Source organism: Klebsiella sp. GN_Kp190 (genome assembly GCF_040061795.1).
In the GTDB taxonomy this organism is placed as follows: domain Bacteria; phylum Pseudomonadota; class Gammaproteobacteria; order Enterobacterales; family Enterobacteriaceae; genus Klebsiella; species Klebsiella michiganensis.
Map to the genome: position 1 here is coordinate 40,697 of NZ_JBEAFN010000011.1, position 23,533 is coordinate 64,229.

General features: G+C 52.5%; 21 protein-coding genes, 1 tRNA gene and 3 pseudogenes. 13 read left to right on the top strand and 12 right to left on the bottom strand.

Translation table 11 applies throughout. The annotated features are described in order from the left end of the window. The first annotated feature begins 5 nt into the window (after positions 1–5). The 3 genes from ABLU67_RS08425 to ABLU67_RS08435 all read left to right on the top strand — a co-directional run bounded on the left by ABLU67_RS08425 (position 6) and on the right by ABLU67_RS08435 (position 4,265). A complete protein-coding gene (locus tag ABLU67_RS08425; RefSeq protein WP_348852246.1) occupies positions 6–1,181 on the top strand; it encodes a glycerate kinase in 1,176 nt (391 codons plus the stop codon). Further along, positions 1,178–2,335, top strand: a complete 1,158-nt coding sequence (locus tag ABLU67_RS08430; protein WP_014226730.1) for a sugar diacid recognition domain-containing protein — start codon at positions 1,178–1,180, stop codon at positions 2,333–2,335. Before ABLU67_RS08425 ends, ABLU67_RS08430 begins: the two co-directional genes overlap by 4 nt. A gap of 280 nt (positions 2,336–2,615) precedes the next feature. After that, positions 2,616–4,265: an OFA family MFS transporter gene (locus tag ABLU67_RS08435; RefSeq protein WP_254539819.1), complete on the top strand. Its 1,650-nt coding sequence runs from the start codon at positions 2,616–2,618 to the stop codon at positions 4,263–4,265. A 28-nt stretch (positions 4,266–4,293) separates the two neighbouring features. Here ABLU67_RS08435 and ABLU67_RS08440 read toward each other — a convergent pair whose 3' ends face one another. Further along, positions 4,294–4,824: an AAA family ATPase gene (locus ABLU67_RS08440; protein ID WP_348852247.1), complete on the bottom strand. Its 531-nt coding sequence runs from the start codon at positions 4,822–4,824 to the stop codon at positions 4,294–4,296. A gap of 216 nt (positions 4,825–5,040) precedes the next feature. Here ABLU67_RS08440 and ABLU67_RS08445 point away from each other — a divergent pair, with 216 nt between their 5' ends. After that, the gene (locus ABLU67_RS08445) at positions 5,041–6,309 is read left to right on the top strand and encodes an MFS transporter (RefSeq protein ID WP_116279863.1); all 1,269 of its coding nucleotides are present in this window, start codon (positions 5,041–5,043) and stop codon (positions 6,307–6,309) included. Between the two features lie 16 nt (positions 6,310–6,325). On the opposite strand, the pseudogene ABLU67_RS08450 reads toward ABLU67_RS08445, so the two are convergent. The 6 genes and pseudogenes from ABLU67_RS08450 to ABLU67_RS08475 form a co-directional block, all read right to left on the bottom strand. Continuing rightward, positions 6,326–6,637: pseudogene (locus ABLU67_RS08450) on the bottom strand (ArsC/Spx/MgsR family protein); the annotation flags it as partial. Positions 6,638–6,686: 49 nt separating this feature from the next. Further along, a complete protein-coding gene (locus ABLU67_RS08455) occupies positions 6,687–7,424 on the bottom strand; it encodes a fimbrial assembly chaperone (protein ID WP_224384825.1) in 738 nt (245 codons plus the stop codon). Next, positions 7,390–8,724 (bottom strand): fimbrial usher protein StbD, encoded by a 1,335-nt coding sequence (gene stbD / locus ABLU67_RS08460; RefSeq protein ID WP_116279862.1) that lies wholly within the window; start codon positions 8,722–8,724, stop codon positions 7,390–7,392. The genes ABLU67_RS08455 and stbD overlap by 35 nt, the downstream gene beginning before the upstream one ends. 4 nt (positions 8,725–8,728) lie before the next feature. Beyond that, a complete protein-coding gene (locus ABLU67_RS08465) occupies positions 8,729–11,284 on the bottom strand; it encodes a fimbrial outer membrane usher protein (RefSeq protein WP_224384826.1) in 2,556 nt (851 codons plus the stop codon). After that, positions 11,268–12,026, bottom strand: a complete 759-nt coding sequence (locus ABLU67_RS08470; RefSeq protein WP_064358887.1) for a fimbria/pilus periplasmic chaperone — start codon at positions 12,024–12,026, stop codon at positions 11,268–11,270. The genes ABLU67_RS08465 and ABLU67_RS08470 overlap by 17 nt, the downstream gene beginning before the upstream one ends. Positions 12,027–12,086: 60 nt before the next feature. Next, positions 12,087–12,623, bottom strand: a complete 537-nt coding sequence (locus ABLU67_RS08475) for a fimbrial protein (protein ID WP_004105475.1) — start codon at positions 12,621–12,623, stop codon at positions 12,087–12,089. A gap of 484 nt (positions 12,624–13,107) precedes the next feature. Here ABLU67_RS08475 and ABLU67_RS08480 point away from each other — a divergent pair, with 484 nt between their 5' ends. The 7 genes from ABLU67_RS08480 to ABLU67_RS08510 all read left to right on the top strand — a co-directional run bounded on the left by ABLU67_RS08480 (position 13,108) and on the right by ABLU67_RS08510 (position 18,551). Continuing rightward, positions 13,108–13,854: a hypothetical protein gene (locus ABLU67_RS08480; RefSeq protein WP_224384827.1), complete on the top strand. Its 747-nt coding sequence runs from the start codon at positions 13,108–13,110 to the stop codon at positions 13,852–13,854. 32 nt (positions 13,855–13,886) lie between these two features. Next, entirely contained in the window at positions 13,887–14,327 is a 441-nt protein-coding gene (locus tag ABLU67_RS08485) for a hypothetical protein (RefSeq protein WP_023330024.1), read from the top strand. Positions 14,328–14,385: 58 nt separating this feature from the next. Further along, positions 14,386–15,948, top strand: a complete 1,563-nt coding sequence (locus ABLU67_RS08490; RefSeq protein ID WP_077265711.1) for a cyclic diguanylate phosphodiesterase — start codon at positions 14,386–14,388, stop codon at positions 15,946–15,948. A 56-nt stretch (positions 15,949–16,004) separates the two neighbouring features. After that, a complete protein-coding gene (locus ABLU67_RS08495) occupies positions 16,005–16,742 on the top strand; it encodes a response regulator (RefSeq protein WP_047720695.1) in 738 nt (245 codons plus the stop codon). Then, complete coding sequence (locus ABLU67_RS08500; protein ID WP_064358885.1) at positions 16,715–17,203, top strand: hypothetical protein; 489 nt, start codon at positions 16,715–16,717, stop codon at positions 17,201–17,203. The genes ABLU67_RS08495 and ABLU67_RS08500 overlap by 28 nt, the downstream gene beginning before the upstream one ends. 210 nt (positions 17,204–17,413) lie before the next feature. Next, complete coding sequence (locus ABLU67_RS08505) at positions 17,414–17,950, top strand: Ail/Lom family outer membrane beta-barrel protein (protein ID WP_064358884.1); 537 nt, start codon at positions 17,414–17,416, stop codon at positions 17,948–17,950. A gap of 241 nt (positions 17,951–18,191) precedes the next feature. Continuing rightward, positions 18,192–18,551, top strand: a complete 360-nt coding sequence (locus ABLU67_RS08510) for a DUF4156 domain-containing protein (RefSeq protein WP_004105483.1) — start codon at positions 18,192–18,194, stop codon at positions 18,549–18,551. A gap of 557 nt (positions 18,552–19,108) precedes the next feature. On the opposite strand, the pseudogene ABLU67_RS08515 reads toward ABLU67_RS08510, so the two are convergent. Together ABLU67_RS08515 and ABLU67_RS08520 are read right to left on the bottom strand one after the other, a co-directional pair. Further along, positions 19,109–19,282: pseudogene (locus ABLU67_RS08515) on the bottom strand (TA system toxin CbtA family protein); the annotation flags it as partial. Between the two features lie 341 nt (positions 19,283–19,623). Beyond that, positions 19,624–20,271, bottom strand: a complete 648-nt coding sequence (locus ABLU67_RS08520; protein WP_064358907.1) for a LysE family translocator — start codon at positions 20,269–20,271, stop codon at positions 19,624–19,626. Between the two features lie 104 nt (positions 20,272–20,375). Here ABLU67_RS08520 and ABLU67_RS08525 point away from each other — a divergent pair, with 104 nt between their 5' ends. Both ABLU67_RS08525 and ABLU67_RS08530 read left to right on the top strand, forming a co-directional pair. After that, positions 20,376–21,227: an aldo/keto reductase gene (locus tag ABLU67_RS08525; RefSeq protein WP_064358883.1), complete on the top strand. Its 852-nt coding sequence runs from the start codon at positions 20,376–20,378 to the stop codon at positions 21,225–21,227. Between the two features lie 26 nt (positions 21,228–21,253). Further along, positions 21,254–22,243, top strand: a complete 990-nt coding sequence (locus tag ABLU67_RS08530; RefSeq protein ID WP_049083229.1) for an aldo/keto reductase — start codon at positions 21,254–21,256, stop codon at positions 22,241–22,243. A 34-nt stretch (positions 22,244–22,277) separates the two neighbouring features. On the opposite strand, the gene ABLU67_RS08535 is transcribed toward ABLU67_RS08530, so the two are convergent. The 3 genes and pseudogenes from ABLU67_RS08535 to ABLU67_RS08545 form a co-directional block, all read right to left on the bottom strand. After that, positions 22,278–23,171, bottom strand: coding sequence for a LysR family transcriptional regulator (locus tag ABLU67_RS08535; protein WP_049083228.1), 894 nt, complete (start codon positions 23,169–23,171; stop codon positions 22,278–22,280). 26 nt (positions 23,172–23,197) lie between these two features. Next, positions 23,198–23,263: pseudogene (locus ABLU67_RS08540) on the bottom strand (DUF4102 domain-containing protein); the annotation flags it as partial. Between the two features lie 163 nt (positions 23,264–23,426). Further along, a tRNA-Gly gene (locus tag ABLU67_RS08545) sits at positions 23,427–23,500 on the bottom strand. Between the last annotated feature and the right edge of the window lie 33 nt (positions 23,501–23,533).

The window sequence follows — 23,533 nt, forward strand, 5'->3', positions numbered from 1 at the left end:
AACGCATGAAGATTGTTATCGCGCTGGATTCGTTTAAGGGTAGCTGTAGCGCGCAGGCCGCTTGCGCAGCGGTAGCACAGGGGTTGCGCCGGGTTGACGAGGAGCTGGAGCTGGTCGAAATGCCCGTGTCGGACGGCGGAGAGGGGCTGCTCTCGGCTCTTGCGGAAAGTCCGCAGCTGAAGGGCGCAAGGTGGCAGCAGCAGCGTTGCGCCTCGCCTTACGGTCTCTCCGTACAGGCCGCGTTTCTGATCCTGCCCGGCGAACGGGCCATTATCGAGATGGCGCAAAGCTGTGGGCTGGAGCTCACGCCGAAAGCGCAGCGGGATGTGCGCCTGGCCAGCAGCTTTGGGCTGGGTGAGCAGGTAAAAGCGGCGCTGGATGCCGGGTGTCGGCGTTTGATGATCGGGCTGGGCGGCAGCGCGACCAACGATGGTGGCATCGGTTTTGCCCAGGCGCTTGGCGCCCGCTTCTGGCGCGAGGACGGCACGCTGCTGCCGGTTCCCGCGGCGGGCAAGGACCTAGCGCATATTCAGCGCATCGATTTAAGCGCCATGGACCCGCGCTTACGACAGGCCGAAATACAGGCCTCCTGCGACGTCACAAATCCTCTACTCGGGGAAGATGGCGCCACCCGGGTGTATGGCGCGCAGAAAGGCGCGGACGAGGCGGCGCTCAGGGAGCTGGAGGCGGGTATGGCGCACTACAGTCGGCAGCTTACGCAAACGCTCGGCTACGACGTCAGCGAACGGCCCGGCGCCGGGGCTGCGGGCGGTATGGGGGCCGCGCTAATCGCCTATGCGGGTGCCACGCTGCGCCCGGGCATTGACCTGGTGCTCGAACTGCTTAACGCCGACCGTCATCTTAGCGATGCCGCGCTGACCATCGTCGGGGAAGGCTGGCTCGATCGTCAGAGCGCCTTTGGTAAAGCCCCGGTGGGCGTGGCGGGCAAAGCGGCGCGCCACGGCGTACCGGTTGTGGCCCTTTGCGGCGGACGCGATGAGAGCAGTCGGCAATTGTATCAACACCATATTGACGCGATGTGGTCTATCTGCCAGCGCCCTATGCCGCTGGCGGAGTCGATGAACACATGCGAACAGCTCCTCGCCGACGCAGCGGAGAATGTTCTACGAACCTTTCTGAGCGGGCGGCGCGGAGAGGCACATAAGCGGATAACTGTATGATTATTACGACGGCGCTGGCTAATGAAATTGTCGCCCGGGCAATGGCGATAATTCATCATAACGTGAACGTGATTGACCATCATGGACAGATCATTGCCTCAGGTGAACGGCATCGTATCGGCGAGCAGCATGAGATCGCCCGTGAGGTGATACGCACCGGTAAACGCATTTGTATTAATAACACTGCGGAAGCCGCGCGTTTTCAGAATGTGCATCCCGGTATTAATCATCCCATTATCTATGACGATCGCGTGGTGATGGTGGTGGGCATCAGCGGCGATCCCGCGGCGATCAGCCGCTATGCTGAACTGGCGGTACTCACCGCCGAGCTGCTGGTCCGCCAGGCCATAGAGATGCGGGAAACCAACTGGCGACAGCGTCTGCGCGATACACTGTTTGGTCAATATCTTGATCAAGGCGCTTCGCCCGCCGGACAGGAAGCGCTTCATCGCCTGGTGGAGCTTGGCTTCGCTTTTGATGCGCCGCTGGTGCCGGTCGTGGTAACCGTCCAGGTCGAACAGCACCAGCTAAGCGAAATACTGAGTACGCTGCTGCGGGAATTCTCGCAGCTGTCCGGGGTAAGAGACGTGATTTTGCTGGGCAGTAATGAAATATTGCTCCTCAATACGCTGAGCGAATCCCAGGAAACGCTGCTGCGGGGCATCGAGTTTGTCCTCAGCAATCAGATCAGCCATTACCATATCGGTATTGGCGTGCAGGCGGACAGCGCTCCGGATATTCGCGAGGCCATCCGATTCGCCAGGTCGGTGATTGAGGTGGGGAGCAAAGTGCAGCCGCAGCGGCAGATCTACTACTTTCGCGAAATGGCGATGCTCTGCCTGTTCCGGGTGCTGGAAGACAGCTATATGGTCAATTTTTTCATCAATAACGTACGCCAGCTGCTTGAGCATGATTCCGGCGAAGTGCTGCTGGATACCCTGAGCAGCTTTATTGCCAATAACGCCGAGCCGGGCAAAACGTCGCTGCTGTTGGGGATTCATCGCAATACGCTCACCTACCGGCTACAGCAGATTAAAAAGCATATTCAGCTCGATCCGATGGTCTTCACCGACCTGACGCAGCTGGCGGTGTCGGTACACTGCTATCGTCGGCAGAACCCGCGCCAGAGCGAATGGATTGATACCTTAAGCTAACGTGCGGCGGGCGAGCAGGCCGGTACGCGCCCTCGCCACCCGGTACCGCGTATCACTCTGAGATCGCCGTTTATCAAAATAATAGCGCGCCCGGCGATTTTATCGCGGGCGGTGCCTCCGTCGCCGGTGGCGGGCTTTTCGCCTCAGCCGTTCGGCGAAGCTTGCTCGCTTCAGTCGCCATTTTTGTACACAATTTAATCAAATGGCACCGTTCTTGCCTTTTATCTACGTTCCCCGACCGCAGCATTCGTCGGCCAATATCGATAAAAAGGACAGGAAAATGGCGCAAATGAATGAAAACATCGCGACCGCACCGGTCTCTCCCCTCCGCGATTTTTTCGCGAAACCCCGTATCATCGCCAGGCCCGGCTTTAACCGCTGGCTGGTGCCACCGGCCGCGCTGGCGGTTCATCTCTGCATAGGTATGGCCTATGGATTTTCCGTTTACTGGCTGCCTATGTCGCAGCTCATAGGAGGAAGCGCGTCCTTGCAATGCCCCGCCACGATGTCGTTCTGGCAGCAGCTGTTTACCCGCGATTGCGACTGGAAAATCTCCATGCTGGGCTGGACCTACACGCTGTTTTTTGTTTTTCTCGGCTGTTCGGCGGCACTGTGGGGCAGCTGGCTTGAGAAGGTTGGACCGCGGCTGGTGAGCTTTATTGCCACCTTGTGCTGGTGCGGCGGCCTGCTGCTATCCAGCGTCGCTATCTATTTCCATCAGCTGTGGCTGCTGTGGCTGGGGGCCGGGGTCATCGGCGGAATCGGTCTCGGACTGGGCTATATTTCACCGGTTTCGACGCTGTTGCGCTGGTTTCCTGACAAGCGCGGAATGGCGGCCGGGATGGCGATTATGGGTTTTGGCGGGGGAGCGCTGGTGGGCGCGCCGCTGGCAAACGGTCTGATGAATTACTTCGCCGGGCCGGCCGGCAACGGGGTATGGCAAAGCATTCTGGCGCTGGCGGCGATTTATGCGCTGTTTATGCTCGCCGGTACCTTTGGCTATCGCCTGCCGCCCATGGGCTGGCATCCTTCGGGTGAGAAGGCGCAAAAAACGATCCGCAATAATCCCACGATCCAGGTGCACGTCCGCGTTGCCTGCCGCACTCCGCAGTTCTGGCTGCTGTGGATGGTGCTGTGGCTCAACGTCACCGCGGGGATCGGCATTCTCGGTATGGCTTCGCCGATGCTGCAGGAGATCTTTGCCGGCAAACTGCTGTCGCTCGATCTCAGTTGGCATGAGCTGAATGGCGAGCAACTGAAACGCATTGCAACCATGGCCGCAGGATTTACCGGTCTGCTCAGCCTGTTTAACATCCTGGGACGTTTTTTCTGGGCATCGGTATCCGACCTGTGCGGGCGGAAAATGACCTTTACGATCATTTTCTGCCTGGGCGCCGTGCTGTACGGCACGTTGCCGCTGGTGAATCACGGCGGCTATATCGCGCTGTATGTCTGCGCAATGTGCATTATCATTTCGATGTACGGCGGAGGCTTTGCCAGTATTCCCGCCTATCTGGCCGACGTCTTTGGCTCACAAATGGTGGGCGCGATTCACGGGCGCCTGTTAACCGCCTGGTCGGCGGCGGGGATCAGCGGCCCGGTTCTGGTTAACTATCTGCGCGAGTATCAGCTAACGCACGGGGTTCCGCCCGAGCGCGTCTACGATATTACGCTGATGGTCCTGACCGGCCTGCTGGTGATGGGTTTTATCTGTAATCAGCTGGTGCGTCCGCTGACGGAAGAGCATGCGATGACCGCGGAACAGCAGCAGCAGGCGAAAGGACTGTACACCATCAACAAGGATGCCCAGCTCACGTGGGAGCCCCGCCCGTCCACGCTGCTGTTAACCGTAAGCTGGCTGGCGGTGAGCGTGCCGCTGTTATGGGGCGTCGGTACCACCCTCCAGCAGGCCGTGAAGTTCTTTATGTAGATTGTTGCCGCCGATGGCCCGGCGGCTTCTATGAACCTACCGGCGCGTGGCGGCCGCGTGACGCAATATGCTCAACGATCCGCTCTACCGCCTCTTCTGCGGTCAGCACCGAGGTATCCAGAGTCAGGCTGGCGGTGCGCCAGGGTTCGTACTCACGGGCGATAACCTTTTGCCAGTCCGGCAGAATATGGCCGCGAATATCCGCCACTCGGTTTTCCACGCGATACCGATGCTGCATTTGGTCGGAGCAGGTCAGTTCTATCTCCAGATAAGGCGCGGCATTCTCGGTCGCGACCGCTCTCCATGCCTGGCGGGTAATGGCTATAGGGTTAACTGAGTCGGCAATCACCACGTTGCCCAGCCTGAGGTTATCCGCAGCAATGGCATACGCCACCAGATATCCGGCCGGCCCTATATCGTGCCGGGTGACGGTTTCGGCGCGAATCAGCGCCTGTTCAATTGAATCAATCCGTAACCAGACGGCCCCCAGCCTGGCGGCCAGCAGGCGAGCAATGGTTGATTTCCCGGTACCGGGCAGGCCGCCAAAGATCAGTAACATAGATATCCCGTTATTCAAGAGTCTTTAATGGATGACAACTTCCGGACGTTGATGACAATAGAGCGCCGATCGCCTCACGTCCAGCGCTGATGTGCGCACGTGGTATAAGGCCAAAAAAACCATACAAAAAAACAGGCTTATTTTATCTCCGTTTAGGGTCGGTTGAGTTGGTTTACAGATACTAAGATGCAGGATGGCAGATTCCCCGGAGCCCGCATGAATACCCCGCCACGGCGTTTAATCCAGTACGGCAGCGTCATGTTGTTTCCGCTGGCGATGATTATTTATGATTTTTCGGCTTACCTGACCACGGATCTTATTCAGCCAGGCATTATTCATATCATCAACGAGCTTCAGGCTGATGTCACCCTTGCTCCGGCATCGGTCAGCCTGTATATGGCTGGAGGCCTGGCGCTGCAGTGGCTGCTGGGCCCTCTGTCAGATCGTATCGGCCGCTGCCCCGTTCTGCTCACCGGCGCCCTGGTTTTTGCTCTCTCCTGCCTGAGCATGCTGTTTGTCGCTTCGATCGCGCAATACTTCGTCGCCCGCTTTATCCAGGGAACCAGCATCTGTTTTATCTCGACCGTGGGCTATGTGTCGATTCAGGAAGCGTTTGGGGAAACCGATTCAATCAGAATCATGGCTGCGCTGACCTCTATCGTCCTGCTTGCGCCGGTTATCGGACCGCTGGCGGGCGCGGCGCTAATGACGGTGATGCACTGGAAACTGCTGTTTGCCATTATTGGCGCGCTGGGCCTGGTGGCCTGGGCCCTGCTGCTTTTTAAGATGCCGGAAACCGTTATCTCTCAGGGGCGGGGATTTAAACCGGGGGAAGTGCTGGCTGATTTCATCGCGGCGTTTCGTCATCCCGTGGTGCTGACCGGTTCGCTGGCGGTGGCCTTTGGCAACGTGCCGATGATTACCTGGGTGGCGCTCTCTCCGGTGATTCTGATTGAGCACGGCGGCATGTCTCCCGCGGCATATGCCTGGACTCAGGTGCCGGTGTTCAGTGGGCTGATTATCGCCAGCGCGATCGTGGCGAATGTGGTAAAAGACCCCACTTCGCCGCGCTTTATCTGGCGTACCGTTCCGATACAGCTGACCGGCCTGCTGATCCTGCTGGTCGGTAATCTTCTGTGGCCGCATGTCTGGTTCTGGTCGGTGCTGGGTACCAGCGTTTATGCGCTGGGGATTGGGCTACTCTACCCGGTGCTGTTCCGCTTCACGCTCTTTTCCCATCATCTGCCAAAAGGCACCGTGTCCGCCACGCTGAATATTCTGGCCCTGAGCGCGTTTGCCGCTTCCATTGAGGCAACCCGTTGGATCTACTTCCATGCCGGTGGCAGAATCGCCTTCCACTGCGCGGCGCTGATGGCCGGTATCGCCGTGGTAATACTGGTTTCCCGGCTGCTGAAACTGCGTAAGCGGTATCAGGAGGCATCAACAGATAATCGCCACGTCCTGGGCAATGTTCATAAAAAATGAGATCGCCCCGGATTTTTTATTTCAGCCGTTTACCCGCGTCATCAACGACTTTCTCGCCATCTTCCTTAGCGAAAGCTCCTTGCTGAACATCGGGAAGAATATCCAGAACAACTTCAGAAGGACGGCACAGACGCGTTCCCAACGGTGTCACCACAATCGGGCGGTTAATCAGGATCGGATGCTGCAGCATAAAGTCGATTAACCGATCGTCAGTAAATCTATCTTCTGCGAGGCCCAGTTCTTCATAAGGCTCAACATTTTTACGCAGCAGCGCCCGCACCGCGATCCCCATGTCGGCAATGAGTTTGACCAACTCATCGCGTGACGGAAACATCCGTTACTGCGGCGCGGGGAGGGATGGGGTAAAAAAACAGGGTTCAACTCTCTTTCTTCGCCATAATGGTTGCGGTATAAGTTCGCCAGTTTCCTGAGTCATTGATCACCGCATAGTTTACCGTCGTTCCCACGCCCGGAGCCTGAGAGAGCACCACATCCCGCCGCTCATACGGCGCGAGCATGATGTAACCGATCCTGATTCCTTTTGTTGCCGTTACTGTCAGGCTCATATACCACGGCGTTGGGTTGGTTATCGTGATGCCCTGCGAAGCGATGCTGAAGCGCAGTTTCTGTTCATCATTGGCGGTGGGCGCCTTTAAACCGGTCGGACGAATAAATACCTTCAACCGCAGCCGTAGGGGTAACACTAGCTTGCGGGTAGCGCTTTTCGTCGCGCTCAGTTCGGGCGGTATCTGGTAAATGTTGAGCCAGAACAGGCTCTCCCGATCCTCTGGCAGACTGCGCCGCGAGCTCAGCATCACGCGAAGCGTTCTCAACTCATCCGGCTGCATTTTAAAGACGGGCGGCAATACCACCAGCGGCGTACGGCTATTATCGGGTGAAGAGGCGGTCTCTCCGGCGTCGGTCCAGACTTGTAACAGCATTGGCGTTACGCTGTCGTTTGCGAGCGTCAGCGACTGGGCAATATCGCTAGCGGCGAATACGAGCCGGGTTCGGTCAACGTTAACCGCAGCAAACGACGCGGAATTGACGCCTGCCAGCAACAGTAGCGTTAACACCGCCTTACTGAAAACTAACCACTGCCTGTAACTGCGCATCCACGCTCCCTACCGTTACCGGTTGTCCACCGAGCGCCTCAAGGGAGGCAGTAAAATCACCGTGCCAGACCTCTACCGAACCGCGGTCTTTTTTGCTCGTTAGTACGGTGAGCTCTTTATATCCATACCAGCCACGGGCGTTGCCCGTCCCGGTACTCACTTTGTCCGGCAAAAGGTTAAGCGGCGCACCGCCCTCATCGTAAATCCGTATTCCTACTCCGGAAGCCACGCCCTGTCCGCCATAATGCGTGTCCATTAGCCAGGTCAATCCACCGCCGGTGGTCGTCAGGCCAAGGCGGCGCGCGGCGGCTACGGCGCCAGGCTGATTGACTAAAAAACCCATGGCTACGTTAGCGACACTAGTGGTGGGATGAGTCGAGGACATCGCGCCAGCTTCGCACTCCAGCGTTATGCTGAAAGGCGCTTCGCTGCTTTCGCCAGAAGAGAGCGCCTCCGCTGTAATGGTAGGAAGCAGCACCGTCGCGGGATAATCTTCAATGGAACAGGCCGCGCCGCGAATATAGGTGACCTGATTGTAGCTACTCCACGCACCGGGCCAGGATTCGGGCCAACCATAATAACTTGAAGCATGATCCATACCGGGTTGAATAGCGGAGGTCAGTAAGCCAGGCCCCTTGAATGCGATATAACCGCGCGGCTGGTTATAGGTGTCTTTGTTAATTCTGTCGCCAAAAACATAGTGGTCCGAGGCGGCGATTTTAATCATCTCATACAGGACATTACTAAATGCGCCTGCGGGAATATAAATTGCGCGATCGTCCTGAAACCAACTATCCGCAGTAAGCTGGCGCTGCTTCCAGAAGCGGCTATAGTATTCGCCGGTACTCAGATTCGTCATGCGTACCGCGACGTTACGTTCCGCGTCATAGTAGGCTCCCTCCACTTCTTTCGCCCGACTTCCACCAACAAAGTAGTTATCGCCGTTGGTTGAATACAATTCATACAGCTTCCCGGCGTCCTGCAAATCACAGCGGTAAAGCACCTGCTTTGCCGTATAGGGCGTCTGAACGCCTGCAGTGAGGAAATTACCCACCGTACTGGCAAGCACGGTGCCGGAAGGCTGGAACTTATTATTCGCGCTAACGCTAATGACTGACGGCAGACCAAGATGACCGATATTGTCATCAAAGGCGCCGCGCCAGAAGCGCGCGGTATAGCCTGCTTTAATCGCCGCCTCAGAAAGGAAACTATTATCCGTCACTTTAACGCAGTTAGCCCAGGACGCGGTGCTGAAAAGCAGGGTAGCAGCAAGTAGCAGCGTTTGGCGAAGATAACACATGAGACTATTCCCTCTCGCAGGTCGTTGTAAGATAAATCACGTTTTCAGGCGAATGTAGATCGAACTGGTAGGGCACATGGCAACGTCGATCGGTCCCTTTTCCCCAACGCACCAGCAATGAGCCTGAGGGAGTGCTGATACGGGCATAAACCTGCCCACCCTGCCCGACCATCCCAATGACGGCCCCTTCGCTGTTAATGACCTCGGCCCCCATCGGCGGAATGCCGCCATCCGCCATTTTCACCGCGATAAGCACCGCTTTGCCGGTAATCGTGGAGAAGTTCACCCGCGCGATCGCGCCGGCATAGGGAACAACTTGTTGGCTTCCCCCCGTCAGTTCAGCATCGCTGCGCATCTGGCGAGTATCGAGTGAGACGTTGTTGCGACGATACGGAGATAGCGCAGGTAAAATGGCGTAACCGAAACTGTCGATTACCGCCCCCTGACCGTTCTGGACGACTGCGCCCTGCGCGCCATCGGCGTGAATTAATGCAAAGGTGTCGCTGGCGTAAGGACCTAGCGTCACGCCACCGGAATGCAGCACCAGGGTCCCGGAGGAGCCCAGCGCCACCTGCCGATAGTCCTTTCCCTGGTCGTAGCCCGCACGCAGCGCGCCAAAACGGGTGTTTTGCTGGAGATTACCGCCGAAAGTCGTCGATGCCCCTTCGTCCCCATTGCGATAGCGCTCATAGCCGCCATAAACAGACCAGGAGAGTTCGCTCTGCTCGCCACGGGTCCCGGTCATCGACAGTGTTGAAGAGTGATTCGCGCGCGACTGGTTATAGTTCATCGCTACGGATGTCGGGCTATCGCCCCAGTCAAATGGAATGGAGAGAGTAAAAGACAGCGTCGTCTCGGTATATTTTTGCCGCTGGCTCAGATCCTGCGGTTCGTTAACGCTGCGGTAGAAGCGGCCATAGTCCCAGGTGGAACGCTGCCTGGCGAGGTTAAATCCATAACTCATTTTTCGCCACTGGTTGCTGTAGCCTAGCTGCAGCTGCGTGATCCGCGACTGATTATTGTAGTAATCGGCGGTACTGGCGCTGAGATTGAGCGTACCTGAATGGCCTAAGGGCTGGCTGACGGTCGCCGAAAGGCGTTGACGTTGATGCAGCGTGTCGGAGTAGTAATCAATGCCGTTTTGCGCCTGTCGGCGTACGCCAAATACATCCTCCAAATCGCGGAATCCACCGGTTGAGTAGCGATAGGCCGCCAGCACCAGATTAGTGCCTGTGGAAAAGGTCTTGCTATAGCTCAGCTCCGCTCGCCAGCCCTGCTGACGGTCATTATGCTCCACTCGCGCGCCAGACCAGGTGGCGTTCATGCCGAATGCGCCAAGGCGGGTCGCCCATACGCCGCCGATCAGCCAGGCCTGATAATCATGCGCCAACCGCGATCCGAGGTTAAGAGTGAGATTATTATTTACCCCGTGCTGCAGCGTCCCCTCAAGGAAGCGGTTGTCGATGCGGTAGTACTGGCGGACCTTGCCAACAGCAAAAGAGTAGTGCCAGTTGCCTGGTCGCACCGAGTCGGGAACCGCAGAATAGGGCACGGTAAAGCGCGATACTTTTCCGTTAGCCTCAATCACTTCAACCTGCAAATCACCCTGATAGCGGGTGTTGTAAAGATCGTCAATAGCGAACGGTCCGGGCGGAACATGGGTTTCATAGATAACTTTGCCCAGCTGTTTGACGACCACCCGCGCGCTGCTTGCCGCCACGCCGCGTACCTCTGGCGCATAGCCGCGTTTGCCCTGCGGCCACATGCGCTCATCCGTGGCGAGTTTCATACCATTAAACGACAGGCTGCCGAATAAACTGGAGTCAGTGTAGTTATCGCCAAACGTCAGGATGCTGTCGATTGCGGCGAGTGGTCGCTGCACCCAACTGCGTACGCGATTGTAATGCCAGTCGCTACCGCTCTGATTGCTGTCGGCATAGCGCAGGTTACCCTGATGGCGGAGCTGCCACAGTCCAATGTTGCTGCCAGCGTTGATCCCGCTCCACAAATACTGGTAGCGGAAGTGCTGGCGGGTGTTGTCCGTGTGGGTCCAGTTGGTGTTATGGCGTAAAAACAGAGCCAGCGCGCCGCTGTCCCACTGCGAAGGCGGAAGATAGCCGCGCGGCCTGTGTATCAGCTCGCTCATCGGCAGCGTAAGCCGGAGCTGTAGCATCGCGCTATCAAATTGCCATTCGCCCTGGGATACCCATTCCCTGAGCGGACGACAGCTATTTTGAGGCGCTTTGTCCGGGAGCGATTTTACCCGAGCGGCCTGCATCAGCGATAACGGAAGGCAGGGCTCCGTGCGTTGTTCGCCATTAGCTGGAGTAAAGCGGATCTTTACGCCGGATTTTAGCAGCGAGCCATTGACCATAACGTCAACCAGATACTCTCCGGCGGGCGTACCGGGTCCGTTAACGCTCGCCATACCTTGCCCGTAAGCCGTCCCCTGCAGCAGAGAAGGATCAAAATAGTATTCTTCGCCAAAAGCCTGACCGGAGCAGGCTACGGCTAAGAAAACGAAGATGTTTTTGCGACAGAATTTAACCTTCGGCGACATGATAACGCTCGCTTATCCTTGCACCCTGGTCGTTAACCAACGTCACGGTGACGGTACCGTTAAGCGAGTTGGCGCTGAATTTTCCAGGTATCCAGAAAGTACGGCTGGAGAAAGGTGGAACCATTTCGACATTAAGCTGACGTGATACGCCGCTTGCCGTCACGCTCAGGTTGCTGAGGGATGCATACCAGGGCTGCGGGTTGCTGATAACAATACCGGCACCTTTTCGGGCATTACGCACTACGGTAACGTGCAGCTTTTTAGCCAGATTGCCCGGTGAACCAATCCCTTCCGGCCTGTAAAAAAGTTTGATCCGCGTCCGTAACATCACCAGCACTTTATTCTGCTGACGGCCGCCGATATTGGCCGGCGGTACCTGCAATGCATTGAACCAGAAGACAGATTCACGATCGGGCGGCAGCGCTTTACGCTGGCTATACACCACGCGCACCACCTGGCCTGCTTTTGGCTGGATACGAAATACCGGCGGCGTCGAGATAAAAGGAATGCCACTCGCGTTCTCTGGCCCAATACGCATATCGCCATCGTCAAACCAGGTTTGTACGACATAGGGAAAGTCATCGTTATTTTTTAGCTGTACATCGACAGAGGGTACGGTCGACGGGTAGATAATCCGACTGCCTACAATGGTGACGCTGGCCCATGCCGCGGCAGCGGGAAGAAACAGGAGTAGCAGCGCCATCAGATAGCGCAGCCCTGAACGGGTAGCATCCTTTTTCATTGCAACAACTCCATTGCTATCAAAAGGGTCCGACGACAAGCACCGGACCAGGAAGCGTTTTTACAGGTAGGAAACGGCGTACTGGAGAGTGGCTTCGACCGTACCAGCCGATGCCGCGCCGTTGGCGTAATACTGCGCGGTATAAGTGGCGCTGGCTTCCGTCTCTCCCGGCTTCAGCTGCAGATCGCCTTCACCTTTGAAACCGTTGGTCAGATTGATAACTTTCTCAGCCGTATCGAGAATCTGGACTTCTACGTTGGCGGCGTCCCCGGTATTTCCAAGATTACCGTTGCTGGTCACCTGGTTACCGACAAAAACGGTAGAGATTTTGGTCGGTTTATCGGCATTACCCGTACAGCCGGTGAGACCAATATCAAATGTCACCTGACCCGCGGTATCTCCGCCTTTCGCCAGTTCTTTGGCACTCACCGTCGGCAGAATAACTACCGGTTTTGCCTGATTACCGTTAATGGCTACAGAACAGGTTTCATCGGAAACTTCACCACGAAAGGTAATGGTATTATTGGACATCGCAAATGTACTGGTAGAAATAAAAAGTGAGGCTGTAAGCAAAGCCAGTGTCGTTTTCTTGAACATGGTCGTTTATTCCTTTATTGCTGTTTATTTTCAACTAACGCTACTCGCTCTGCTAATAAAGCAGATAAAGTAAACGTCCTTTGGTTGAGGCCAAACAAAATAGTTTGTCGCCGGGCAAGTTTTATTGTGCGCCCCTCTGAAACAGGGCGTATAGTAACTGGCGTTATAGCCCCGCGGCGCTATCATGTTTAAGGCCAATCTTAGAAAGAATTTTCGGAAAAGAGCTTCCTGACGTGCTGAATAACCCTTAAATTTTCCTTACTTACCTGGCATGCGGAAATTCATAAATTCAAATACCGGTAAGAAAAATTCACAAAAACCAAATAACCACATGATTTAAAAGGAAGTAAACTAAATAAAAAACATTTTTAGCATCAGTATGAATGTCGTCACAGAAGACTACTGATGCAAAGAGGGATGAAATCCTCCTGCCCCATGTTAATATAGCAAGCGACAGCAAAACGTATTAAAGATCGGGTTTAACATGGATGAGAAATCGTTACTAATAGCTAAAAAGGTGATATTTGACAGCACTAAAATGACATTAACCAACGGTGATAAAATCATTAAAATTTCAGAATCGGAGACAAATTTACTCCTTGCCTTCTATCGCGGAATATATAAAAAGGAAGATATTATTAATTTTGTCTGGAAGTACCGTGCGGGTTGTGTTTCCGAATCGAGTTATTACAAGCTCATTAACCAGATGCGGAATAACTTTGTTCTTGTTGGCCTGAATGCGGCCGATATTGTTACGCGACCACGAATTGGCGTCTCGTTATCATTGGCGTTAGAACCCATCAAAAAAGAACCTACGCCACGATGCGAAAACGTCAGGGATGCCGGGTGCGAAAAAGATAGCCAACGGGCTCTCACGCCGGACGTTAAAAAGATTTCAGCCAAAATACGCCCTCTCGTCCTGACCATTACACTGTTGTTGTTAACGGGTGTTGCGATGCAATTTCAGCATGCTCCAGCGCAAAATAAACACAACAGTAGCTTCAGGATGCTCGGTAATGAGGATGACTATATCTTCTTTAAGATGGCTACCGATAAAGTGACATTTAAGGAGGTGGTTTCGGCTTATCATACCCTGACGCTGCCGCTATCTCGCCAGAACGGACATTATCTTTATTATCTCCGCGAACCGAATATGAATCTTTTTTTGCAGTGTCTGAACCCTGTTGAAACGGCGGTACCTAAATGCATTACCATCAAAGAACGCTACTAGTCATCCTGTGCGGTCTGCTCTGCGGATGTATCATGCTGGCAACGCTGGTATATCAAGGAGCCAGGCGCGACGCAGACGAAATACATAATCTTATTTGCACTGCCAAATCAACTATTTATATAAAGCCGAGAGAGCTCATACTGAACGGAACTTTGGTGCTGGATCTTAAGTCGAACCGCATTGCTATTCATTATTCTGTGCAGGATCAACGGCGAGAGCAGCGGTTATTCTTTCAGGATGTTGCAATCACCCCGCTTAACCGCACCGGCATGAAAACCTACACCTTTCGGGTTAAAGCCGTGCACAAATTTAATTCTGATACGACGGGTGAGATGTTTTCCTGGCTGCGTCTCCTGCAGCCGGCAACCGAGAATGAGCTGACGATAAATAAAATCGGTCCGAGGGCCTATCTTTTTTCACTGAACCGGCAGATCTATAATTTCTGCACCACTAGCGGCAGCGCTAAAGCATAATGAGTATTGCGACCATCGAGACAGCCGCGCATCCCTTCGTGAATGAGAGACAAAGCCAGTGAAACTAAAGCTATCTTTTGTGATTTGTTCAGTGCTTGTGCCGCTGGTCGTGATGATTATATTAGCGCTGCTGGTCAGCGTACTACAGTTTAAACAGGACGTCGCCCTGAGCGCGAATACCTTATTACGTTTCAGTAACGATGTATCAACCGCCTCATGGCGGGTCACCGCAAAAACAGTAAAAATAGCGGACAGACCCTGCGCTGAAATGCTGTCGGAGCTTAACCGAACCCGCGCCTTTACCCCTTATATCCGCGATATCGGTCTGCTGGAAAACGGCAACCTGCTCTGTTCCTTTGTTACCAGGGAGCAGGCGCACCCTTTTCCTTTGCCGCCGGGTAAAACGCTCCCGACGCCGTTACCTGCCAGATGGGTCCGTTCATTTGACTTGATGGCCGGAGGACCAGGCAGACCCGCGGTGGTTTACACGGAGCAGGTGACGGCGCAAAAATCAGCGTTTGTCATCGTCGATTCTCGCTATATTCAGGAACTGATGGATGTCCTCGCAGAGGAAAGAGCCGCCGTATTCAGCCTGCGGTTTGGCGAGGGCGATAGGATTATCAGCCAACCAGCGCAGCGTGACAGAATAGTGATGATCCAACATTTCGTCACCGCCGACGGTAAGATTTCGCTTACCGTCGGCGCGCCTCTCGCGACATTGATGGCTCTGTGGATGAAATCTCTGCTTATCTTTATCCCTCTCTCGCTTTGCTTCTCATTTATGACCCTTTTTCTTTACCGGCATTGGGCCCAGAAACGGCTATCCATGGCCCGAGAAATCACCCGCGGTATGAAAAACGGGCAGTTCACGGTGCATTATCAACCTGTATTTAACGTCAGCCGCGCTAATTGCGGCGGCGTGGAGGCATTAATGCGCTGGCCCCTTCCGGATGGGAGTTTTATTACTCCCGACATTTTCATCACCGCGGCAGAAAACGAAGGGATGATCGTTCCGCTTTCGCGTCACTTATTTAAGCTCATCGCCCAGGATGTCGAACGGTGGCAGGTTGCCGGGGATTTTTATATCAGCGTAAATATTTCACCTGAGCATCTGGTGCATGAGAGTTTTATTGCCGATGTTGAATCGCTACTGGCAAGCTTAGGGAAACTGCGCCTCATGCTGGAGCTCACCGAACGCAGCCTCATTGTTCAACCGGCTTTAGTGTCAGATAAGCTCATGCAGCTGCGTGAGAAAGGCGTACTGATAGCGATTGACGATTTTGGTACCGGCTACTGCTCGCTTTCTTACCTTCAGCAGCTTCCGGCTGATTATCTGAAAATCGATCGTACTTTTGTCGATACGATTGATACCAGCGGCAGCGACGTGCCCATTCTGGATACCATTATTATGCTTAGTCAAAGGCTGGGACTTAATATCGTTGCGGAAGGCGTCAGTTCAGAGCATCAGCTACGCTATATCCTCGATCATAACGTAGGTTTTATACAGGGCTATCTTTACGCAAAGCCGATGAATTCAGCTGATTTTACGGTCTGGCTTGATACACGGGGCAATGAGCAAAATGAAAGGATTAAAAGTAAAAACCTTTCAATAGATCGGTAGGCACTGAGGTAACATAATGGTTAAACCAGAACGACTCATTCTTAGCAGAAGGCCCTATGAGTAAGAATAAGTACCTAATTGATAAGAAAGTCATTCTTGATTGCGAGCGGATGACCTTATCACGCGATCGCGAAAGCTTAAAAATTTCTGAATCTGAATGCAATTTGCTCCTTGCTTTTCATCAGGGACTCTTTAAAAAAGATGATTTAATCGCCTGGGTGTGGGGACGAAAAGGTGTGGTGGTTTCCAGTGCCAGCTATTACAAATTAATCAATCAATTACGCGGTTCGTTTGAAAAAATCGGCCTTTCCAGTTCTGCGGTATTAACGCGCCCTAAGGTTGGTGTGACGCTCTCGGTAACTATCGAACCACTGCCAGATGAATCAACACCCGCAACGCAAAATAGAGCCAGCGACACCGTTGCGCCAGTTGCAGAATCGTTGCCTGAGCCAACGCAGTCTTCGCAGGCAGTTTCAAACCGAAAAGAGTGGCTATTTTTAATCTGCGCAACGCTGTTCCTGCTGATGGTCATTTATCTCTACAGCAAACGCCATCCAGACTACTTTTCTGAGCTGGGAACCTATAACGGATATACCTTTTATGGTGTCACTGAAGATAATCGGTCTCTCGAGGATGCGGTGGGGGCTTTTTCCGAACTGAGTCAGCAAGTCTATAAGCAAAACGGCAATTTCATTTATTATATTCGCGTTCCTGACACCAATATTTTTGTTCAGTGTCTGAATCAACTGAATGTTTCGGAGCCCAAATGCATCACTATCAAAGAACGGTATTAAGAGGCATTACGCTACTTATTCTGGCAGCATCTTTTGTGCTGCTGATTTTACAGGCACGCCAGCAGCGCTATCCTCTGTCAGATGCGGATTCATTTCTATGCACCACTAAAACGGTAACTTCAGTCCTGCCTGACAATTTTCTCGCTAATGGCAATATCGTCCTCGATTTCAAAAACAAACGCATTACATTGCAGTATGACATCACCACTAAAGAGCAAATCAAAAAAGTGTTGTATCGCGATGTGTATATGAAGAACCTGCAAATGCCTGGCCCCGGCATTTATACATTTGATGTCGATTCGGTAAAAGTTTTTTCTACCGACACCGCCGGTGATTTTTTAGCACATTTTCGCGTATTGCACCCCGATGCCGCCAATGAAATTCGCATCACCAGGGTCGGTAACAGCACTTATTTGTACTCAATCAATCGGCAGATATATAACGTATGTGCCGCGCAATAAACCAACGCCGCCGTGAAAAAAATTACATAAAAATCAGTAATATCAATGAGTTACAAAATCTTACTTTTTCTGAAAACGTCGGTAAAATACATGTAAGACTAATTTCATAACTTTTACTCGCTTTTTCTGGTTATATGGCTGCCGCAATCATCCTTCTACGGTTATTGCTTATACATAAGCATTGTTCTTTTCACCAACAAGGAGCTTTACATGCAGCGTGCTTTTTCACCATGGATTATGGCAGCACTATTATTTTCGCCCTCATTAGCGTTGGCGATGGAAAACCATACCCTCTCCCTTGGCTATGCCCAAACGCATCTTAGCGCGTTAAAGAAATCTGCAAGTAAGGATCTTCGCGGGCTCAATCTAAAATATCGCTATGAGTTCAATTCTGACTGGGGTGTATTGACCTCTCTCACGGCAACTCGTCATGAAGTACAACATTACCGTTGGGACGCAGGAAAACTACATAAAAATGGCGATAATACCACTAGCTATAGTTCGTTAATGGTAGGACCGACCTACCGGATTAATGACTATGTTAGTTTATATGGTAATGTAGGTATGGCTGGTATGAAGGTCAAAAACCGTGACAATCAATCTTCCTCAGAAGATGCTTTTGCCTATGGTGCAGGTCTTATTTTTAATCCATTCACTAACCTTTCCCTGGATGTGTCATGGGAAACAGCCAAATTACTTTACGTTGATACAAACACATTTGGCGTGAGCGTAGGTTATCGTTTTTAATAAATAAAGACGCCTCTGTTTATGGCAAGGAATTCATCATCTCTGACAAAAAAAAGAGTATCATCACTACGGTAAGAGACGTTATAGCCCTTTTAAGTATTTATATAAAATTATTCTTATAAGCTATACACCCCTTAAATCCTCCGGGTAGAACATTTTATTGCCAGCACGATGCGCCTCAACATCCGACTGGCTTCGTACCCTATTTGATTATTTTTAGCGATTTGATTAAGGATTTTACATGAACAAAAAATTAGTCTTTCTCTCCGCTCTTATGCTCACAGCTTGCAGCGCTAATTCCCTCCAGCACGGTGCTGAAGGCGTGCGGGTAACGCATAATGAACCGGACACTTCGTGCACCTATTTAGGCGATGTCACCGGTAGCCAGGGGAATTTTTTCACGGGAGGCTGGACGTCAAACAGCAATCTGGAGACGGGTGCCCGTAACGATCTAAAAAATAAAGCGTGGAAAATGGGGGGGAACGTGGTGGTACTGTTAACCCAGAGGGCTGGCCAAACCGGAAGCGCCTATCATGGCACAGGCTCAAGCCAGCAAACCAATGTGACATTGAGCGGAACCGTATACCGCTGCCCACGATAAAATATCGCCATTCTGGCTCATCATCCGGCGGCCCTGCCAAAGATATCCCTAACGCAGTTGAGATGCTCATCGACCCGTGAGCATCTCAACTGCGATTCTCGCATTGAAGAACGCATCTTGATCCAGTCTGGCTGAAGAATACGCCTAACCCCATAGCAGAAAAGGGATTTTCTCTTACAATTGCACTCCTGCCAAACTACAGATTCTGCGCTTCATGTTGTTTTATGTACGGGTTACGCATCCCTCGGGCCTGACGGGACAATAAGGCAGATGGCAGAAAATAAATGTGACAAGAAGGCTTGCGACCTATCCTTGCGGATTCCGGAGATTAGTGAACTTTAAGAGATATTCTGGAGGGCGAAGGGATTAGAACAAGCTGTTCAGTAAATTGAAAAATATGAAGTTTTCAAGTTATAACTTTACTTATACCCCCAAAGATCCCCCCAAAGCACAGAGGCTTTGAATTCAAGCAATTACCTTTGTCGATAAATCAGCAGGAAGCGAGAAGATACCAAATGGCAGGCATACTCAAAAGCAGTGATACCGTTAGCATCAGACTAATTACGATTCATTAAACCCAGATCGTGGCGGGCCCTCATGATATCAATAATCGTGAGATATGGCGTTTGTTCGTGCCAGCTAAACCCTCTGCGATCGATACGAACCAGTTCGTACTTTTCCACTAGAAAGTTAATGGTATTAGCGAGAGTAATACCGGCATCGATATGTTCTGAATTACCGTTTCTGTAGTGGTCAAGTAATATTCGCCTCGTGATGCTTAATTCACTCTTTGGCCTGCATCATCAATAACTTTCTCTCCGTCTTTCTGAGCGTAAGCCCCCTTTCTGAGCGTCAGGAAGGAACTCTATAACAACTGTAGAAGGAGGGTATAGGTTGGTTCCTTGGGGATTATCACAACGACAGGACGGGTAATCAGGATCGGATGGAGGCTCAATATAAACGTCAGCTTCACCAAAATTAAAATTGTCTCATGTTGGCGCAAAGCTAATGAGCGTGAATGTCTGCGTTGTGCTGTGCTGTGAGTTCACTGGGTTAACCGTTGCGGTAAAACTTAACTGGCAGATTTCGATACTACGCCAGACCCACTAAACAACATGCGGATACCGAGGCCTATCATGACAACTCCTGTAAATCGTTCCTGCCATTTGATAAAGCCTGGGTGTTTACCCAGCCAGTTTCCAAATGTTCCTGATGCCATCGCGACTGACCCCAGGGAAACAATTCCTGCCAGCTTTTGGATACTGCCCAGAACAAGCAATTGCAGCCAGACAGGACCCGCGGTGGGATCGACAAACTGAGGAAGAAAAGCAAACATGAACAGCAGGGATTTTGGATTAGTCAGGCTGTTCAGAGCGCCTTCCTTTACGGCATTCCAGTCAGAAATTTTTGCCGTTTTTCGCAGCCGCGTATCAGTACCTGAAGTCGCAATCATTTTTATGCCCAGCCACATCAGATAAGCCGCACCAACCCACCTTAGCAGATCCAGCGCAACCGGCCAGGCATGTACAACGGTTACCAGCCCCAGAACAAGAAAAGAAACTTGCACAAATCCTGCTACAAATACATTGCCCACAACCGTAAGCAGCGCGATACGTCTTCCCTGCCCGACTCCTCTGGAGATAGTCAGCATCATGTCTGGCCCCGGAGAAATCTCCAGAAGCGTCAGCGCATGGCACACAGCTGAGCGCCAGCCTTTCACAAAATTAATGAGCACATCTAATAAACCCTAGCTAATTACCCCATCTAATCGAATAAATCACTTTGCGTTATGCTTTTTCAACACAACAGCTGAAGGATAACGTCATGCCAACTGTAAAACTGAACAACGGTATTGAAATGCCCCTGCTGGGCTTTGGTGTGTTTCAGATGTCTGATCCCGCTGAATGCGAAAGAGCCGTTATTGATGCCATCGATACGGGATACCGCCTGATCGATACCGCCGCGTCTTACCAGAATGAAACCCAAGTCGGGAACGCGCTGAAACAGAGCGGTATCGCCCGTAACGAGCTCTTTGTGACGACCAAACTGTGGCTGCAGGATACGAATTACGAAGGCGCTAAAGCCCAGTTCGAACGCTCTCTGGATCGGCTACAACTTGATTACGTGGACCTGTATCTGATTCACCAGCCTTACGGAGATGTCCATGGGGCATGGCGTGCTATGGAAGAATTGCAGCAGGCAGGCAAAATTCGCGCCATTGGCGTCAGCAACTTCCATCCTGACCGACTGGCCGATCTTATCGCCTTCAACAACGTTTCACCGGCGGTAAACCAGGTTGAAGTTAACCCCTTCAACCAGCAACTGCATGCCGTGCCATGGATGCAAAGCCGTGGCATTCAGCCGGAAGCCTGGGCTCCGTTTGCAGAAGGAAAAAATGGTCTGTTTGAGCATCCCATGTTAACGGCGATTGGCCAGAAATACGGTAAAAGCGTGGGCCAGGTTGTGCTGCGTTGGATTTTCCAGCGAGGCATCGTTTCACTGGCGAAGTCGGTGCGAAAAGAACGTATGGCAGAGAACATCAACATTCTCGATTTTGAACTCAGCGCTGAAGATATGCTGCAGATTACCGCTATCGATACCGCCACCAGCGCTTTCTTCTCCCACCGCGATCCTGCCAGAGTTGAATGGTTGGCCAGCCGCAAACTGGATGTTTAAGTCGCGATAAAAGAGGTATTCATTCAATGCAAAAACGTTATCTGGGTCAATCCCGACTCGAAGTCTCCGCGCTTGGGCTCGGTTGCATGGGATTAAGCCACGGCTACGGCCCGGCGACCGATACTCATCAGGCTATCGAGCTCATTCGCGCAGCGGTTGAACGTGGCGTCACCTTCTTCGATACCGCTGAAGTGTATGGCCCCTTTCTTAATGAAGAGGTGGTCGGTGAAGCCTTAAAACCATTTCGTGACCGCGTGGTCATCGCCACTAAGTTTGGTTTTACTTTTGGCGACGACAACAAGCAGCAGATTTTAAACAGCCGTCCGGAGCATATCCGAGAAGCTGTGGAAGGATCATTACGCCGTCTTAAGACTGATGTTATTGATCTGCTGTATCAACATCGTGTCGATCCGGATGTCCCGATTGAAGACGTTGCGGGAACCGTGAAAGACCTGATCGCTGAAGGCAAAGTTAAACATTTCGGTCTGTCCGAGGCGGGTGCGCAAACCATTCGTCGTGCACATGCCGTACAACCGGTCACCGCGCTGCAAAGCGAATACTCAATGTGGTGGCGCGAGCCTGAGCAGGAGATCCTGCCGTTGCTGGAGGAACTGGGTATTGGTTTTGTGCCCTTCAGCCCATTAGGCAAAGGCTTCCTGACGGGCTCGATTAAGCCAGGAACCACTTTTGGCAAGGATGATTACCGCAGTACAGTGCCGCGTTTCGCCGGGCAGGCGATTGAAGCCAATGAAAAGCTGGTTTCATTGCTGGGTGAACTGGCGGCAGAGAAAGGCGTGACGTCTGCACAAATCGCGCTGGCGTGGCTGCTGGCACAAAAGCCGTGGATTGTGCCTATCCCTGGCACCACGAAACTGCACCGGCTGGAGGAAAACCTGGGGGCCGCCGACATCATCCTTTCTCAGGATGACTCACGGCAGATAACCCAGGCGCTTGAAACGATTAAAATCGTCGGCGAGCGTTACTCTCCTGAGCATCAGGCTCGTGTGGGCCGTTAACACTCGAACGGGCCCTCTGCGAGTGGGGGACCCGTTATTCCTGGTAGCGAAGTGCATCGATCATCAGTGCAAAAGCGGGTGGATGCTGCTTACGGCTCGGGTAGTAGAGGTAATATCCGGGGAAAGACGGACACCAGTCCTGCAAAATCTGAATAAGCTCTCCTGACTTTATATAATCCTGCACCCTGTCTTCAGGTATACAGGCGATGCCAAAACCGGATAACGCCGCATCAATTCGTTCCGCCTGCAGATTAAACGTAACCTGCCCTTCCACTCTAACCCGTAACGGCTTCCCATCCTTCTCAAACTCCCAGTGGTAAAGCCCACCGGCTGTCGGCAGGCGCATATTGATACACCGGTGATTTTGTAGCTCGTGCGGCGTTTCAGGTGCAGGATTTGCAGCGAAATAAGACGGCGCTCCCACCACAGCCATTCTCATGTCCGGGCCAATTCTTACCGCAATCATGTCCTTATCCACGCTTTCGCCCAAGCGGATCCCGGCATCAAAACGCCCCTCAACAATATCGACAAAGCCGTTATCCACCACCAGTTCGAGATTAATTTCCGGGTATTCCCTGAGGAAGGGTTTTAGCTTCGGCCACACCAGACTTCGCGCGGCATGCTCCCCGGCAGATAAACGGATATTGCCGGAGGCGGTGCCGTTCAGTTGAACCAGCGATTCCAGCTCCTGCTCGAGATCGGCAATACGCGGTTCAAGGCAGGCAATAATTCTCTCACCGGCTTCTGTAGGGGCAACGCTTCGGGTCGTACGGGTCAGAAGGCGTATATTCAGCCTTTCCTCCAGGGCCTTCATCGCGTGGCTGAGTGCAGACTGAGAAACGCCCAGTTTACCCGCCGCTTTGGTGAAACTTCGCTCCCTTGCTACTACAAGAAAGATTTGCAGTTCGTTGAAATTTTCTTTGAGCATCGGCGATTTCCTTAAAAACCAACGCTATCGGCCAGTTTCCAGGGGTTCTCTTTGGGTTTAGCAGTTTCAACCTGACGAGCAGTCAGCTTCATTGGGGTACCTCTCAGCAGGGGATACAATTATACCCCCATCCATACCCCCACATTGAGCTTGACCCTGGGGGAGTACAATTGAGTTCAATAGACTAATAGAATGCTATAACTGCTGATTTATCAAGGGAAAATTGAGTTGAGTGGACTTCAGGAGACTTGAGTCTGGAGCGGGCGAAGGGAATCGAACCCTCGTATAGAGCTTGGGAAGCTCTCGTTCTACCATTGAACTACGCCCGCGAAGAGGTGCGAGGGCCATTATAGACCTTACGC